Raw genomic sequence first — 14,041 nt, 5'->3', positions numbered from 1 at the left:
GCACTTCTTCAAAACGCCTCATCGATAAGCTGACAAATAGCATGTATGCTTAAGATATGCATTTCTTGAATCCTTGCTGTATCATCGCTTGGAACGACTAAATTAAGCTCGCAAAGCTCATTCATAGCTCCTCCACCCTTGCCGCTAAGTCCTATGCAGTGCATATTTAAGCTTTTTGCTTTTTTAAAAGCTTCAAGCACATTAGGGCTTTTTCCACTGGTTGAAATGCCTATTAAAATGTCTTCTTCTCGCCCCAAAGCCTCAACCTGTCTTGAAAACACAAACTCAAAACCATAATCATTGCCTATAGCACTAAGAGCTGATGTATCAGTTGTCAAAGCTATGCCAGTTAAGGCTTTGCGTTCTTTTTTGTAACGCCCGCTTAATTCAGCTGCGAAGTGTTGAGCGTCTGCTGCTGAACCTCCATTGCCACAAATTAGCACTTTTCCGCCATTTTTAAGGCAAGTGATAAGCATACTAGAAATTTTTGCGATTTGTTCCTTTAAAAGCTTACTTGCCTCAAGGGTTTTTTGATGTTCTTCAAACTCTTTTTCTATGATACTTAGCATTTATTCTCCTTTATTTTATCTATAATCAAACTCGTACTAAAGCCCTCTTCAAAGGCTATAAGCTCAACTCTTTCAACCAAATCAGCCCCGACAACTTCTTTACCCTCATAATCAGCCCCTTTAACCAAAATATCTGGCTTTAAAGCTTGAATCAACTCATAAGGCGTATCCTCATCAAAAATCACGACAAAATCCACAAAATAAAGTGCTGCAAGCAAAGCCGCTCTTTGAAACTGGCTATTTACAGGACGCGTTTTGCCTTTTAAACGCTTTACACTGGCATCTGAGTTTAACCCCACCACGAGCAAATCGCCTAAATTTCTTGCTTTTTCAAGGTATTTGATATGTCCAAAATGCAAAATATCAAAACAACCATTAGTAAAAACCACCTTTTTGCCAAGATGGGCAAGTCTTTTAGCAAGGGCATTTTTTGTGATAATCTTAGCTTCAAAGCTTGTTTTGCCGTAGTTTTTAATCTCCTCAAAACTCACACTCACACTTCCTACTTTGCTTACCACAACGGCAGCGGCTGCATTTGCTAGCTCACAAGCTTTTATAAGTGGTACTTTAAGCGCAAAACAAAAGGCAAGCATGGCTATGACGCTATCTCCAGCCCCTGTTACATCAAAAACCTCTCTTGCCGTAGCCTCAATGATATGCAAATCATCATCAAACACAGCTATACCAGCTTCTGAAAGAGTGATGAGTGAGAATTTAAGCTGAAACTTTTCTTTAAGCTCTTTAATACCTTTTTTAAGATTATCCCCATCTAAATCGCTCATTTTAAGGGCTTCTAGGGCTTCTTTTTTATTTGGAGTAAGTAAGGTTGCCCCTGTATATTTTGAATAATCACTCCCCTTTGGATCAATGAGTATGGGTATGTTTAACTCGTTTGCTTTTCTAATGAGCGCCCTTGTTACCTTAGGACTTAAAACACCCTTTCCATAATCACTTAAAACCACGCTTTGATACTCTTTGACACATGCTTCAAACTCAGCGATCAGCTCATCTTCTAAGCTGATATACTCAGTGCTTTCATCATCAAGGCGTAAAACCTGCTGAGAGTGAGAAATAATGCGGTTTTTGAGCGAAGTTTTGCGTCCTTTTTGAGTGAGTAAAACCCCATCAATCCTTGTCTTTAGAAATTCCCCAGCCTCATCATCGCCCACTACACTTAAAGCCTTGACATTAGCATTTAAAGCCTTTAAATTCGCATAAACATTTGCTGCTCCGCCAAGCCTTTTATCTTGGCTTTTTGATTTCATTACTAAAACAGGGGCTTCAGGACTTACACGCTCACAATCACACCAAATATAATTATCCACCATCAAATCCCCAACAACAAGGATTTTAGGGCTTTTATCAGCTAGAAAATCAAGCATTTACTTCCTTTTCATGAATGCGTTTAATTTCGCTTATATAGTCCTTAATGCCCTCTTCTAAGCTAAACTTAGGCTCATACAACCCACCCCAATTACTCAAATCAGCTTGAGTATGAAACTGATAAGCCTTTGCATAAGGATTTTTGATATATTCGCAAGGCAAAGTTGTGCCAAGCTCAATTTGTAAAATATCAACGATATCTTGAAAGCTTCTTGGAATGGAAGTTGCCACATTATACACCCCACTTTTTGCTTCTAAAGCCTTTAAATTCGCATTTATCACATCTTTAATATACACAAAATCCCTAAAAATTTTTTCACTTCCCTCAAACAAACGCGGATTTTGTCCACTTAAAATTTGCAAGCCAAATTGCAAGATCATCGACGCTGTTTTGCCCTTGAAAAACTCACCCTTACCATAAACATTAAAATATCTAAGCCCTACTATATCAAGCTTTTGGCTGTATTTAAAAGCCAAATGATCCATCATAAGCTTTGAAAAAGCATAAGGATTTTTAGGCATCTCATCTTTTCCTACGATTTGCGGACTAACTGCGTCCCCATACACTGAAGCTGAACTTGCGTAAATAAGTCTTGCTTTAAGCTTTATGCTTAAGTCTATAAAGTTTTTAAAGCTGTTTAAGTTTGTGCGTAAAATAAGACTTTCATCGTCTGCTGTGGTATCTGAAATGGCTGCTTGATGAAAGATCACTTCAGCTTTAAAATCCTCAATCTTTTCAAAAACACAAGGCTCATTTATATCACCCACAAAAAGCTCGCCTTTAAAGCCAAGTAGGTTTTTAAAATGTCCTAGACTTTTGAGGTTTCCGTTGCTAAATTTTTCCTCATTTCTCATCTTATCAATCACTAAAATTTCATGTTTATCTTGCAAGGCTAAAGCAAGTTGCGAGCCTATAAATCCAGCTCCTCCTGTGATAACTATCTTCATTTTATCCTTTCAATTTCTTTTTTAAAAATACCAAAGCCAAATTTAAGTTTTTGCAAATTTCAAAATGCTCTTTTGTTGGTTCATTATTTATTTTTTCATCTTCACTTAAAAGCACTAAGGTGCCAACTTTTGCGGCTAAACCTGCTTGCATATCGCTTAAATTATCGCCTATAAAAACTGAATCTTGCATATTGATGTCAAATTCAAGCTGGGCTTTTAAAAGCATACCCGGCTTTGGTTTTCTGCACTCACAATTTTCTAGGTGAGGGCAATGATATATTTTAGTGATTTGTATGCCCTGTTTTTTAAAACCTTCGCACATAAATTGGCTTAACTTTGCAAAATCAGCTTCAGTGTAATAGCCCCTTGCGATGCCTGATTGATTCGTGATCACAAAGATTTTAAAGCCTTCTTGTATAAAAAATTCGCACAAAGGAAAAATCCCTTCACAAAACTCAAAATCTTCTTGTTTATACACATATTTTTTATCAATATTAATCACACCATCACGATCTAAAAATAAAGCCTTTGTTTTCATTGTTTCTCATTATAATATAAATTTGCAAAAATTATAGCACTAAATATAAAATAATTCTTAAGAAAAACATTCTTTATGTCTATAATGCAAAGAATCAAAGCAGATCATGAATGTTTTTAAAACAAGCCCAAATTCTGCAAGATTTTTATATCATTTATCTTGTTTTTCATCATTTGGATATTTTTTTCAAGCTCTAATTTTCTTGCTACTGAGATTTTTATATATTCATTTTCTTTCTCAAAGCCTATGAATTTGCGTCCTAATAAATTTGCTGCTATGCCTGTGCTTGCACTACCACTAAAAGGATCGCCAATCAGTGAGTTTGCCTCACTTGTCATCAAAAGAAGTCTGACAAGTAAAGCTAAAGGCTTTTGTGTTGGGTGTTTGCCATTAGTTTTTTCCCATGGAGCTATCGCAGGAAAAGCCCATACATCACGCATTTGTTTGTTATCATTTAGCCTTTTTAAAAGTTCATAATTAAATATGTGTTTGTGTTTGGCAGATTTTCGAGCCCAGATAATCTGCTCAGTGCTATGCGTAAGATAACGACAGCTAAAATTTGGTGGTGGGTTAGTTTTTTGCCAAGTGATGATATTTAAAATTTTAAAATCAAGTTTTTGCAAAACCCTGCCAAGAGAAAAAATATTATGATAAGTCCCACTTATAAGTAAGCTTCCTGTGTCTTTTAAAGCAAGTTTAGCATTTTGTATCCACTGGGTATTAAACTCATCAATATCACTTATGTTTTCTTCTTTGTCCCATTCGCCCTTATTTACACTTACGATTCTACCACTTTGTATGCTTAAGCCATCGTTTGAAAGAAAATAAGGCGGATCAGCAAAAAGCAAATCAAAACAGCCTTTAAACTGGGGTAAAAGCTCATTGCAATCACCTTGATAAAGACTAAATTGCTTGTCTTTACTTTCAAAAGTTGAAGGCTTAGTGTGAGGGCTTGTCATTTTTGACCTTTGAGATAAAATCTTGTATATTACTAAGATTGTAAAGCTCTACACTTTTATAAGCTTCTTCAAGTTTATTTTTAGCTTGTAACCAACCTTGTCCGTCAGTTATCCAAATAAACTCATAATTTTCAAAAATATCAAATTTAGGAGCTAAATCCTGATAAGCTCTTGAAGTTTCATTAAGTTTGCTTCCCCCACTTGAATAAAAATTGCATTCTATAAAATAAGTTTTTTCTTTACCAAAAACTACAAAGTCAAACTTTTTAATATCCTCTCCAAAAGCCTTGTGCAAGTCTGTAAAATCTGTGATATAGACTTGTTCTTTAAATTCCAAACTAGCCTTTTTAAAAATTTGAGCAATGAGATTTTCCATTGTGCTGCCACTACGATTTTTTCGCGCATTACTATCAAGTCCAACCTCTACACCAAAAACAAAGTCATTTAAATCTTTGATTTTTCGATCTGTAAATACCTCAGCCAAACTACTTTCACACATAAACTCATAAATGCCATCTACACTAGAAAAATACGAATTTAAAGCCCTTTGCCTACCAAAACTATCAAATAAAACATCCTTTTTATCTCGCACAGCCAAAATGATATGCAAGCACTCAAAGGCTTTTGGGTATTCCTTAAAAAGTTTAGCTATATTTTGTTTTAATTCTGCTCTATTTTTACCAAGTAAAAAATTTAAATGATTTAAAGAGATGCTTATTTCATCGCGGTTTTTTAAGCACTTTTGCCAATCAACATAAAAGGCTAAATTTTTATTACTAGGCTTTAAGGTAGCTAAAAATTGCTTAAAATCTAAGTTATTTTTCATTTTTTTAAATAATCCTGCAAGCTTTTTACCTCTAAATAGCTTTCATTTTGCACTGCTTTAATCGACTTTGCGCCAGCTAGGGCTCCTCTTAGGTTTGTAAAATATGGAATTTTAAAGCGAATGATGTTTGCTCTTATTTTTTTGGTATCATCTTTAAAGCTGTGTTCATCGCTGGTGTTAATCACTAGGGCTATCTCGTTGTTTTTGAGCTTATCCTCTACATTTGGGCGTCCTTCTGAAATTTTATAGACTAGCTCGCATTCAAAGCCTGCATTTTGGATTTCTTTGCAAGTGCCAGCTGTGGCTATGAGCTTAAAGCCTAGATCACTATAAGCTTTTGCAAGGTTTTTGGCGTATTTTTTATCGCCTTCTTTTAAAGAGATAAACACATTTCCTTTTTTTGGTAGGTGGTTAAAGGCTGAAATTTGACTTTTTGCGTAAGAATTTGCAAAGTCCTTGCTTATACCCATAACCTCGCCAGTTGAACGCATTTCAGGTCCTAAGTCTAAATCACTTCCATTAAGCTTAGCAAAAGGAAATACCGCTTCTTTTACGCTCACAAAGCCTAAATCCTTAGGCACAAAAATGCCATTTTTTTCCTCAATCACAGCAAAATTATCATAAAATTTCAAGGCTTCTTTTAAATTGCCTTGCCACATTATTCTAGTGGCAATCTTAGCTAAAGGCACGCCTGTAGCCTTGCTTACAAAAGGCACGGTTCTGCTTGCTCTAGGATTAACCTCTATCATAAAAAGCTCATCATTTAAAAGGGCAAATTGTATATTAAGCAAGCCCACAACGCCTAAATTTAAGGCTATGTCTTTGGTTTTTTCTCTGATTTCATTTTGCACTTTTTCACTGATATTAAGCGGAGGTAAAGAACAAGCAGAATCCCCACTATGAATGCCAGCTTCTTCAATATGCTCCATAATGCCAGCCACATACACATCTTTACCATCACTAAGCGCATCAACATCAAGCTCAGTAGCATTATCTAAAAACTGATCGATTAAAACCGGGCTTTTATCACTCACATCAACAGCTTCTTGCATGTAAAGTCTTAGCTCAGCTTCATTATGCACCACTCTCATCGCACGTCCGCCTAAAACATAGCTTGGGCGAACTAAAACCGGATAAGCAATATCACTTGCCTTAAGCACAGCTTCTTCAACACTTGTTGCAGTGGCATTTTTAGGCTGTTTTATACCTAGTTTTTCACAAAATTCAGCAAATTTCTTTCTATCTTCAGCCAAATCTATCACTCTTGCTGAAGTGCCTATAATCTTAGCTCCAAAAGCACTAAGACGTTTAGCAAATTTTAAAGGGGTTTGTCCCCCAAAATGCACTATCACTCCATCTGGTTTTTCTCTTTCAACTACAGCCCTTAAATGCTCAAAATCAATAGGCTCAAAATACAAAATATCGCTAGTATCATAATCAGTGCTTACTGTTTCTGGATTGCAATTATACATAATAGTTTTAATGCCTAGATCATTTAAGGCAAAAGAAGCATGCACACAAGCATAATCAAACTCAATGCCTTGTCCTATGCGGTTAGGTCCTCCTCCTATAATCATGACTTTTTTTTCTTTTTTATCTTTTTTGGCTAGAGTTTCATTTTTATTTTGAGTAAATTCATTAATGCTTGTACTTGAGTAAAGATAAGGCGTAAGGGCTTTAAACTCGCCTGCACAAGTATCTACTTCATTATAATTAAGATTGATTTTTTGTCTTAATCTTGCATAATATATATCATTTTGAGAAAGCTCTAAATTATCTTTTAAATTCACAAGCAAGGCAAGCATTTTATCAGAAAAGCCCATAGCCTTAGCTTTTCTAAGCAAGGCTTTATCATTTAATATATCCATATCTATGCATTTTTCAAATTCCACTATCTCTTTGATTTGCTCTAAAAACCAAGTATCAATCTTGCAAAGCTCATGAACTTCAGCCACACTAAAGCCCTCTCTAAAAGCTTGTGCTAGGTAAAGCAAGCGTTTTTCATTAGCATTTCTTATATTAAAAACAAGCTCATTTTTATCAGCTTTTATAAAATTAAAACCAAAATATCCTTTTTCAAGTGAGCAAAGGGCTTTTTGTATGCTTTCTTTAAAGGTGCTTCCTATAGCCATCACCTCGCCCACACTTTTCATCGCTGTGCCAAGCTTTGAGTCTGCATTTGGGAATTTCTCAAAGGCAAAACGAGGAATTTTTGTGACTATATAATCAATCACCGGCTCAAAGCTAGCTGGGGTTCCTGTGATGTCATTTTTAATCTCATCTAAGCTAAAGCCTACGGCTAAAAGTGTAGCTACTTTTGCTATAGGATAGCCTGTAGCCTTGCTTGCAAGAGCTGAGGAGCGAGATACTCTTGGATTCATTTCTATAACGATCATGCGTCCATTTTTTGGATTGACAGCAAATTGCACATTTGAGCCGCCTGTATCTACGCCTATTTCTCTTAAAATGGCAAAGCTAGCATTTCGCATGACTTGGTATTCTTTATCGGTTAAGGTTAAAGCTGGAGCTATGGTAATGCTATCTCCAGTATGCACGCCCATAGGATCAAAATTTTCTATACTGCACACTATGATACAATTATCATTTTTATCGCGTATGACTTCCATCTCATATTCTTTCCAGCCAAGCAAGCTTTCTTCTATGAGAATTTCATGGATTGGACTAAGAGCTAAAGCTGCTGTGGCAAGCTCTTTAAACTCATCTAAATTATACACCACTCCTGAACCTGCCCCACCAAGCGTATAAGAAGCGCGTATCATCAAAGGAAAGCCTATATCATCAACTGCCTTTAAAGCCTCATCATAATCATAAGCATACATAGACTTTGGTAAATCCATGCCAATTTTTTTCATACATTCTTTAAAAACCTGCCTATCCTCGCCCTTTTTAATGGCTTCTGGCTTTGCTCCAAGAAATTTCACATGGCTAAAATCCTTCTTAAAATCTTCACTTTCAAAAAGTTCCATAGCCACATTTAAAGCCACCTGTCCGCCCATAGTAGGCAAAATCGCATCAATTTTTTCTTTCTTGATAATCCTTAAAATACTTTCTTTACTAATAGGCTCTATATAAGTAGCATCAGCAAATTCTGGATCAGTCATGATGGTAGCTGGATTTGAATTAATCAGCACAACCTTATATCCTAACTGCTTAAGCGTTTTAGCCGCCTGAGTGCCAGAATAATCAAACTCACAAGCCTGCCCTATAACTATAGGACCGCTACCTATAAGCAAAATAGTATGAAAATCACTTCTTTTTGGCATGGTTTTTCCTTGAATTTTGAGGGCAATTATAGCATTTTGAACTTTTATTTTTGGTTAAAATTATACTGAATTAAGCAAATATTTTTAATAAAAAAGGTATATTTTGTAAGAAAAATTTAAATAGCATTTACCAAAAAATCTTAAGATTAAAACTTATCAAAAAACAAGGAGTAGATATGCTTTGTCCTGTATGCAATGGCGTTGATTTAATTATGAGCGAGAGAAATGGCGTGGAGATTGATTACTGCCCTAAGTGTCGTGGGGTTTGGCTTGATCGCGGGGAGCTTGATAAAATCATCGAGCGAAATGGCGCGCAAACTCAACACAATCACAATCCACAAAATTATAATCAAAACTACAATAACAACTATCAACATGGTAGCTATCATAAAAAGAAAAAAGAAAGCTGGCTTGGCGAGCTTTTTGATTTTTAAATTCAAGTTATTTAGGTTTTTATAACTTAGATATAAAATCAAGTTTATAAAAACCTCTCATTTGCTGAGTTTAAAAAGTGTTTATTTTAAACATAGCTTAATGAAAAAATCTAATTTTACAATATATACATTTGCATTAAAATATAGACTTTAAAAAATTTTTTGTATATTTTTGTTAAATTCATCGGTTTTGATTTTGTGCTGAAAAAGGGCTTGTTCTAAGACTTTAATCGTTTTTGGCGAAGCGTATTCTAGCAAAGCAATAATCTTTTTATACTTATACATACTCTCATCTTTAGCATAAATTTTTTGTATGATTTTATCGCTTTCATCTTCAGTGCTAAAAAACTCTTGCTCGCACACTCCTAAAGCCTCAGCGATAAAAGGGAGCATATCAGCTTTTAAGTCTATATTGCCATTTAAATACGCATAAATACTTGAAAAAGTCGGCACTTCGCCGGTTTTGTTTGCTCTCATATCAAGGTTTATAAGTCTTTGGGCGAGCTCTTTTTTCGTGATTTTTTTAGCTTTTAAAATTTCATTGATTCTTTCATATACTTTCATAAAAACTATTATAGAATTTTAAATTATTGATAAAATATATTTTATTATTGTTTAAGTATAATTTGTTATGATTACAAATCAATTTTTCCAAACAAGGAGCAAAAATGGCAAAAATTTTCGTTAAAAATACAGGCACAGCCAAAATAAAATGCTGCGAAGTTACTTCAGAACATAGAGCTGATATACTCGTATATGTTGTAGATAAGGATTATAAAGCCAAAAACGACGCTTTGTGGTTTTATACAGACAACGAAAATGGTGCAAGTTCAACCATAACTTGGGTAAAAAATGAGTCAAGCGCACAACTTAAAGTTATGTTTGTTGATAAAGACTATAAAGCAAAATGGAAGAGTTCAAATCAATTTAGAGGTAGATTATAGCTTTACAAGTTTGGCACAAACCATTTTAAGTTAAGTAAGATAAGCTTAAATTTTTAGGGTGAAAAGGATTAAAATGCTTAAACTTTTACACAAATTTGAAAATTTTATAAATTCAAAATTTACAAATTATCTTATCTCATCTATTGTGCTTTTTAATGCCATAATCTTAGGTTTAATGACTGAAACCAACTTAAAGCAAAATACTATATTGCAAAACTTAAACAATCTTTGCCTTTGGTTTTTCTGCATTGAAATGCTTGTAAAAATTTTAGCTTTGCGTTTAAGCTTTTTTAAATCAAAGCTAAATATCTTTGATCTTATTATTATCGCAATCTCTGCTTCACCAATACTTGGCGATCTTTCTATACTTCGCTTTTTGCGAGTTTTTATCTTATTTCGCTTGTTTTCTACACTACCACAAGTTAATTTTATCGTTTCAGTTATGTTAAGATCTCTACCAAGTGTTGCTTGCACGGGTGTAGTTTTACTTTTTATTTTATATGTATATGGGGTGCTTTGTGTAGAGTTTTTTGGGGTTGATTTTCCGCAGTATTTTGGAAATTTAGGTAGAAGTTTTTACACCCTTTTTCAAATCATGACTTTAGAAGGCTGGAGTGAAAATATAGTGCGTCCCATCTTAGAACTCTACCCTTATGCATGGATACTTTTTATAAGCTTTATACTCATGGCAAGCTTTGTAGTTCTTAATATCGTCGTTGGCATTATCATTGATACGATAAATGAGCTTAAAAATAAAGAAGATGCCAAAGCAAGAAAAATTATGATAAAATAGCTTATATAAACAATTCAAATCAAGGAAAAAAGAATGGAAAATTTTAAATACGCAAAGTATTATCTACTTGATAAACATTACAAAAGCGATAGTTTTACCAATGGTAGGAAATTTAAAAAATTCTTTAACGACTTTGCATACAAAGTATTTGAGATCAATCTAACCATGCAAAAAGATATCGGTGAATTTCCTTTTATACTTGGTGAAAGAACTGGATATGCAAGCATGGCACACGCTTTGCACCTAATCACGCCTTATGTTTATAGCGAAGTAGGACTTGATTGCAAAGGCTCAAAAAAAACCTATAAAAAATGCACAAGGCAAGGATAAAAACACGCGTAGTGTGGATTTGTGGTGTCAGCTAGGCAAAGGCGAGGAAGCTTTGCAGATATGGATAGAACACAAATACCTTTGGCTTAATGTAAGCATCAAAGCTAGTGCTGAATTTAATACGATTTGCCTTGAGATCATCTCACAAGCACGCGAGCAAATAAGAGATATTAAAAAATTGCAATTTGAGGGCTTAAAAGTAGCAACTTTTGCGATACAAGTGTATGCAAACAAAAACCATATAATGACAAATGATGAGCTAGAAAGTGTGCCTGAATATATAGAAGCAGTGCTTGCTGACTATAAAGATGGTCGTAGCTATATGGGTGCGCTTTGTGGGGTGCTTGATCTGCGCGAGAGCATTGCAAAGGCTGGCATTGAGGAAATTTATCATCGATATGGCGACTATGATATAGAAATTTACACACCTTATGTAGTTTTTGGGGCTATAGTTTTGGAATGATGATTTTACAAAAACTTAAATTTTAAGAAAAAGCCCAATTTATGGGCTTGAATACTTTTGTGTTAAGAAAAAATACGCAAAAAGACAGATCCTACTTCAACTCATCAGCATTCATCTTATCTTTTGCTTCTATACCCATAAGCTTTAAGGCTGTTTTTATGCTTAGAGCTACTACTGCAAAGAGCTTTAGCAAGGCGTCCTCATTATCTGTGCCTAGCACTTTGTTTTCATTGTAGAATTTATGAAAACTTGCTGCAAGGCTTTTTAGGTAGTCTGCTATCTTTTGCAAAGCCCTATTTTCAAAGGCATCGCATAAAATAGCATGTAAATTTAAGCTTTCAAAAAGCAAATTTAAAGCCTCATCATTGAGTTTACTTAGATCAGCGCTGATAACTTGCTCTACACTCTTGCCAGACTTTGCAAATACTTGATGAATGCGCGCGTGTGCGTAGTTGATATAAAAAACCGGATTTGAGCTATCTTGCTTTTTAAGTTCATTAATGTCAAACTCAAGATGAGTATCACATTTCTTACTTAAAAAAATAAAACGCAAGGCATCAGCTCCTATCTCATCAAGCACTTCTTGCATAAGTATGAAATTTCCAGCCCTCTTACTCATCTTATAAGGCTCGCCATCTTTGAGCAAGGAAACCATTTGCGCTAAAATCACTTCAAGTTTATTCTCATCAAAACCAAGAAAGCTCATCGCTGCTTTCATCCTAGCTATGTAGCCGTGATGATCAGCTCCCCAGATATTGATACACTTATCATAGCCTCTGCTTAGCTTATCTTTATGATAGACTATATCAGCAGCAAGGTAAGTTCCTCGCCCATCTTCTCGCACGATGACGCGGTCTTTTTCATCGCCTTTTTGACTTGACTTAAGCCAAATTTTACCCTCTTTTTCATAGCTAGCATGATTTGCTTTTAAAGCCTCAAGAGTAGCGTTAAGCTCTTTATACAAGCTTAATTCGCTGATGAAATGATCGATTTTTATACGTGCTGTAGCTAAAGTTGCTTTGATCTCAATAAGCATTTTATCCTTTGCCCAAGAAGCGATTTTAGGGATATTTTTTTCTTCAAAAAAATCCGCCCCAAACTCAGCCAAAGCTTCCTTAGCAAGCTCTTTGATATACTCACCTTTATAATACTGCTCAGGATAAACAACGTTTTGCTTAAGCTCATTTTCACGCACAGCTAAAAGCACTGAAAGTCCTAGAAGCTCGATTTGATTGCCTGCATCATTGATATAATATTCAGTGTCAAATTTAAAACCCAAATGCCTTGCTACCCTAGCTAAAGTATCACCAAAAACAGCCCCTCTAGCATGTCCTATGTGAAGCGGTCCTGTAGGATTTGCACTCACATATTCAAGCAAAAAACTTTGCTTTTTAACACTTCCTTTTGCAAAATCCTCGCTCTTGCTTAAAGCCTTTGTGGCTTCATCGTTTAAAAACTCACGCGAAAGCTTGAAATTCACATAGCCATTAACAGCCTCAACCTTTTCAAAAAGTGTTTCATTATTTAATTTACTAGCTAATTCCTCAGCGATAAGCTTAGGATTTTTTCTTAATTCTTTAGCCAAAGAAAAGGCAAGTGGGGTTGCAAAATGAGCGAGATTCTTATCCTTTGGGCTTTCAAGTACAAAGTCTTGCTCTAAGCCTTGCTTTACGCACTCATACACTCTTGTTTTCAAAACTTAAGCTTTCTTTTGCTCGTCGCTTTTTATGCCCTCATCGCTTGTAAAAACCTTTGCATCTGGTTTTTCTTCAAGCTTTGCAGAATTTTTATTTGCCTCATCTTCATCATTACTCATCTCGCTTTTAAAGGTTTTTATGCCTTTACCCAAGCCTTTTGCAAGTTCTGGAATTTTTTTAGCACCAAATAAAAGCACGATGATAAGTAAGATAATCAGCCATTGTCCCGGTCCTATAGAACTTAAACCCATTTTATTCTCCTTTATACCATTGAGTTTGAATTTCAGCTATATTTTTATTTTGCACGCGTTTTTTGCATGCATCAAAGATAGCTTTGAGCTCTTTATAACTTTGCTCTAAATCCTCATTGATGATTAAAAAATCATACTGAGCGATGAAGTTCATCTCATTTTCAGCTACAATGAGGCGTTTTTTAATCGTGTCTATTGTATCAGTTTTTCGATTAATAAGTCTTTTCTCAAGCTCATTTTTTGTCTTTGTTGTGATAAAAACTGAGCTTAATTCATCTTTAAGTTTTTCTTTAACTATGCAAAAACCTTGCACATCGATGTCAAAAATCACCACCCTACCCTCAGAAAGAGCCTTTTGAGTGTGTTTTAAAGAAGTGCCATAAAAATTATTATGCACCTTAGCCCATTCTAAAAAAGCTCCTTCATCTATACCTTTTTGAAAGCTTTCTTCGCTTATAAAATGATAATGAACCCCATCTATCTCGCCATCTCGAGGCTTTCTTGTCGTGCAAGAGATAGAAAAATAAAGCTCATCTTTAAATTCACTCATCAAGCGGGTTAAAAGCGTGGATTTACCTGCCCCGCTTGGTCCAGAGATCAAAAGTATATAACCACCTTGCAC

The 14,041-nt window shown here is 35.1% G+C and carries 16 protein-coding genes; 5 read left to right on the top strand and 11 right to left on the bottom strand.

The genetic code is table 11. The annotated features are described in order from the left end of the window. Positions 1–8 precede the first annotated feature (8 nt). The 7 genes from gmhA to carB form a co-directional block, all read right to left on the bottom strand. Positions 9–569 (bottom strand): D-sedoheptulose 7-phosphate isomerase, encoded by a 561-nt coding sequence (gene gmhA / locus CQA38_RS00430; protein ID WP_137632039.1) that lies wholly within the window; start codon positions 567–569, stop codon positions 9–11. Further along, entirely contained in the window at positions 563–1,951 is a 1,389-nt protein-coding gene (gene rfaE1, locus CQA38_RS00425; protein WP_137632038.1) for a D-glycero-beta-D-manno-heptose-7-phosphate kinase, read from the bottom strand. The genes gmhA and rfaE1 overlap by 7 nt, the downstream gene beginning before the upstream one ends. Next, positions 1,944–2,900 carry an ADP-glyceromanno-heptose 6-epimerase gene (gene rfaD / locus CQA38_RS00420; protein ID WP_137632037.1) on the bottom strand — a complete coding sequence of 319 codons (957 nt, stop codon included), beginning with the start codon at positions 2,898–2,900 and terminating at the stop codon, positions 1,944–1,946. Before rfaD ends, rfaE1 begins: the two co-directional genes overlap by 8 nt. A gap of 1 nt (position 2,901) precedes the next feature. Beyond that, positions 2,902–3,438: an HAD family hydrolase gene (locus CQA38_RS00415; RefSeq protein WP_137632036.1), complete on the bottom strand. Its 537-nt coding sequence runs from the start codon at positions 3,436–3,438 to the stop codon at positions 2,902–2,904. Between the two features lie 116 nt (positions 3,439–3,554). After that, positions 3,555–4,397 (bottom strand): site-specific DNA-methyltransferase, encoded by an 843-nt coding sequence (locus tag CQA38_RS00410; RefSeq protein ID WP_137632035.1) that lies wholly within the window; start codon positions 4,395–4,397, stop codon positions 3,555–3,557. After that, on the bottom strand, positions 4,378–5,223 hold the full coding sequence (locus tag CQA38_RS00405; RefSeq protein WP_137632034.1) for a type II restriction endonuclease: 846 nt from the start codon (positions 5,221–5,223) through the stop codon (positions 4,378–4,380). Before CQA38_RS00405 ends, CQA38_RS00410 begins: the two co-directional genes overlap by 20 nt. Beyond that, complete coding sequence (carB, locus tag CQA38_RS00400) at positions 5,220–8,507, bottom strand: carbamoyl-phosphate synthase large subunit (RefSeq protein WP_137632033.1); 3,288 nt, start codon at positions 8,505–8,507, stop codon at positions 5,220–5,222. Before carB ends, CQA38_RS00405 begins: the two co-directional genes overlap by 4 nt. Before the next feature lie 176 nt (positions 8,508–8,683). Between carB and CQA38_RS00395 the strand changes: the two genes are divergently transcribed. Then, positions 8,684–8,941 (top strand): zf-TFIIB domain-containing protein, encoded by a 258-nt coding sequence (locus tag CQA38_RS00395; RefSeq protein ID WP_137632032.1) that lies wholly within the window; start codon positions 8,684–8,686, stop codon positions 8,939–8,941. Positions 8,942–9,091: 150 nt separating this feature from the next. On the opposite strand, the gene CQA38_RS00390 is transcribed toward CQA38_RS00395, so the two are convergent. Further along, positions 9,092–9,505, bottom strand: coding sequence for a helix-turn-helix transcriptional regulator (locus tag CQA38_RS00390; protein ID WP_137632031.1), 414 nt, complete (start codon positions 9,503–9,505; stop codon positions 9,092–9,094). Positions 9,506–9,609: 104 nt separating this feature from the next. Here CQA38_RS00390 and CQA38_RS00385 point away from each other — a divergent pair, with 104 nt between their 5' ends. The 4 genes from CQA38_RS00385 to CQA38_RS00370 all read left to right on the top strand — a co-directional run bounded on the left by CQA38_RS00385 (position 9,610) and on the right by CQA38_RS00370 (position 11,471). After that, on the top strand, positions 9,610–9,885 hold the full coding sequence (locus CQA38_RS00385) for a DUF6150 family protein (protein WP_137632030.1): 276 nt from the start codon (positions 9,610–9,612) through the stop codon (positions 9,883–9,885). 73 nt (positions 9,886–9,958) lie between these two features. Beyond that, entirely contained in the window at positions 9,959–10,678 is a 720-nt protein-coding gene (locus tag CQA38_RS00380; RefSeq protein WP_137632029.1) for an ion transporter, read from the top strand. A gap of 33 nt (positions 10,679–10,711) precedes the next feature. Continuing rightward, positions 10,712–11,008 (top strand): hypothetical protein, encoded by a 297-nt coding sequence (locus CQA38_RS00375; protein ID WP_137632028.1) that lies wholly within the window; start codon positions 10,712–10,714, stop codon positions 11,006–11,008. Further along, positions 10,956–11,471 carry a hypothetical protein gene (locus CQA38_RS00370; RefSeq protein WP_170999449.1) on the top strand — a complete coding sequence of 172 codons (516 nt, stop codon included), beginning with the start codon at positions 10,956–10,958 and terminating at the stop codon, positions 11,469–11,471. The genes CQA38_RS00375 and CQA38_RS00370 overlap by 53 nt, the downstream gene beginning before the upstream one ends. 91 nt (positions 11,472–11,562) lie before the next feature. On the opposite strand, the gene argS is transcribed toward CQA38_RS00370, so the two are convergent. From argS to gmk, 3 genes are read right to left on the bottom strand one after another with little or no spacing between them, the layout of a single operon-like run. Beyond that, complete coding sequence (argS, locus tag CQA38_RS00365; protein ID WP_137632026.1) at positions 11,563–13,167, bottom strand: arginine--tRNA ligase; 1,605 nt, start codon at positions 13,165–13,167, stop codon at positions 11,563–11,565. Between the two features lie 3 nt (positions 13,168–13,170). Then, entirely contained in the window at positions 13,171–13,419 is a 249-nt protein-coding gene (locus CQA38_RS00360) for a twin-arginine translocase TatA/TatE family subunit (protein WP_137632025.1), read from the bottom strand. A 1-nt stretch (position 13,420) separates the two neighbouring features. After that, positions 13,421–14,041, bottom strand: a complete 621-nt coding sequence (gene gmk, locus CQA38_RS00355) for a guanylate kinase (protein ID WP_137632024.1) — start codon at positions 14,039–14,041, stop codon at positions 13,421–13,423.

It is taken from the genome of Campylobacter sp. MIT 12-5580 (genome assembly GCF_005406235.1).
Classification (GTDB): Bacteria; Campylobacterota; Campylobacteria; order Campylobacterales; family Campylobacteraceae; genus Campylobacter_D.
The sequence above is the reverse complement of the archived record's forward strand: the minus strand, read 5'-3'. Positions and strand labels throughout refer to the sequence as shown.

What these genes read in the sequence shown, in the direction of transcription:
- rfaE1 (WP_137632038.1), bottom strand. Translation starts at nt 1,951, where the DNA reads ATGCTTGATTTTCTAGCTGATAAAAGCCCTAAAATCCTTGTTGTTGGG.
- carB (WP_137632033.1), bottom strand. Translation starts at nt 8,507, where the DNA reads ATGCCAAAAAGAAGTGATTTTCATACTATTTTGCTTATAGGTAGCGGT.
- CQA38_RS00380 (WP_137632029.1), top strand. Translation starts at nt 9,959, where the DNA reads ATGCTTAAACTTTTACACAAATTTGAAAATTTTATAAATTCAAAATTT.
- gmhA (WP_137632039.1), bottom strand. Translation starts at nt 569, where the DNA reads ATGCTAAGTATCATAGAAAAAGAGTTTGAAGAACATCAAAAAACCCTT.
- CQA38_RS00405 (WP_137632034.1), bottom strand. Translation starts at nt 5,223, where the DNA reads ATGAAAAATAACTTAGATTTTAAGCAATTTTTAGCTACCTTAAAGCCT.
- CQA38_RS00415 (WP_137632036.1), bottom strand. Translation starts at nt 3,438, where the DNA reads ATGAAAACAAAGGCTTTATTTTTAGATCGTGATGGTGTGATTAATATT.
- CQA38_RS00395 (WP_137632032.1), top strand. Translation starts at nt 8,684, where the DNA reads ATGCTTTGTCCTGTATGCAATGGCGTTGATTTAATTATGAGCGAGAGA.
- CQA38_RS00360 (WP_137632025.1), bottom strand. Translation starts at nt 13,419, where the DNA reads ATGGGTTTAAGTTCTATAGGACCGGGACAATGGCTGATTATCTTACTT.
- rfaD (WP_137632037.1), bottom strand. Translation starts at nt 2,900, where the DNA reads ATGAAGATAGTTATCACAGGAGGAGCTGGATTTATAGGCTCGCAACTT.
- CQA38_RS00390 (WP_137632031.1), bottom strand. Translation starts at nt 9,505, where the DNA reads ATGAAAGTATATGAAAGAATCAATGAAATTTTAAAAGCTAAAAAAATC.
- CQA38_RS00375 (WP_137632028.1), top strand. Translation starts at nt 10,712, where the DNA reads ATGGAAAATTTTAAATACGCAAAGTATTATCTACTTGATAAACATTAC.
- CQA38_RS00410 (WP_137632035.1), bottom strand. Translation starts at nt 4,397, where the DNA reads ATGACAAGCCCTCACACTAAGCCTTCAACTTTTGAAAGTAAAGACAAG.
- CQA38_RS00385 (WP_137632030.1), top strand. Translation starts at nt 9,610, where the DNA reads ATGGCAAAAATTTTCGTTAAAAATACAGGCACAGCCAAAATAAAATGC.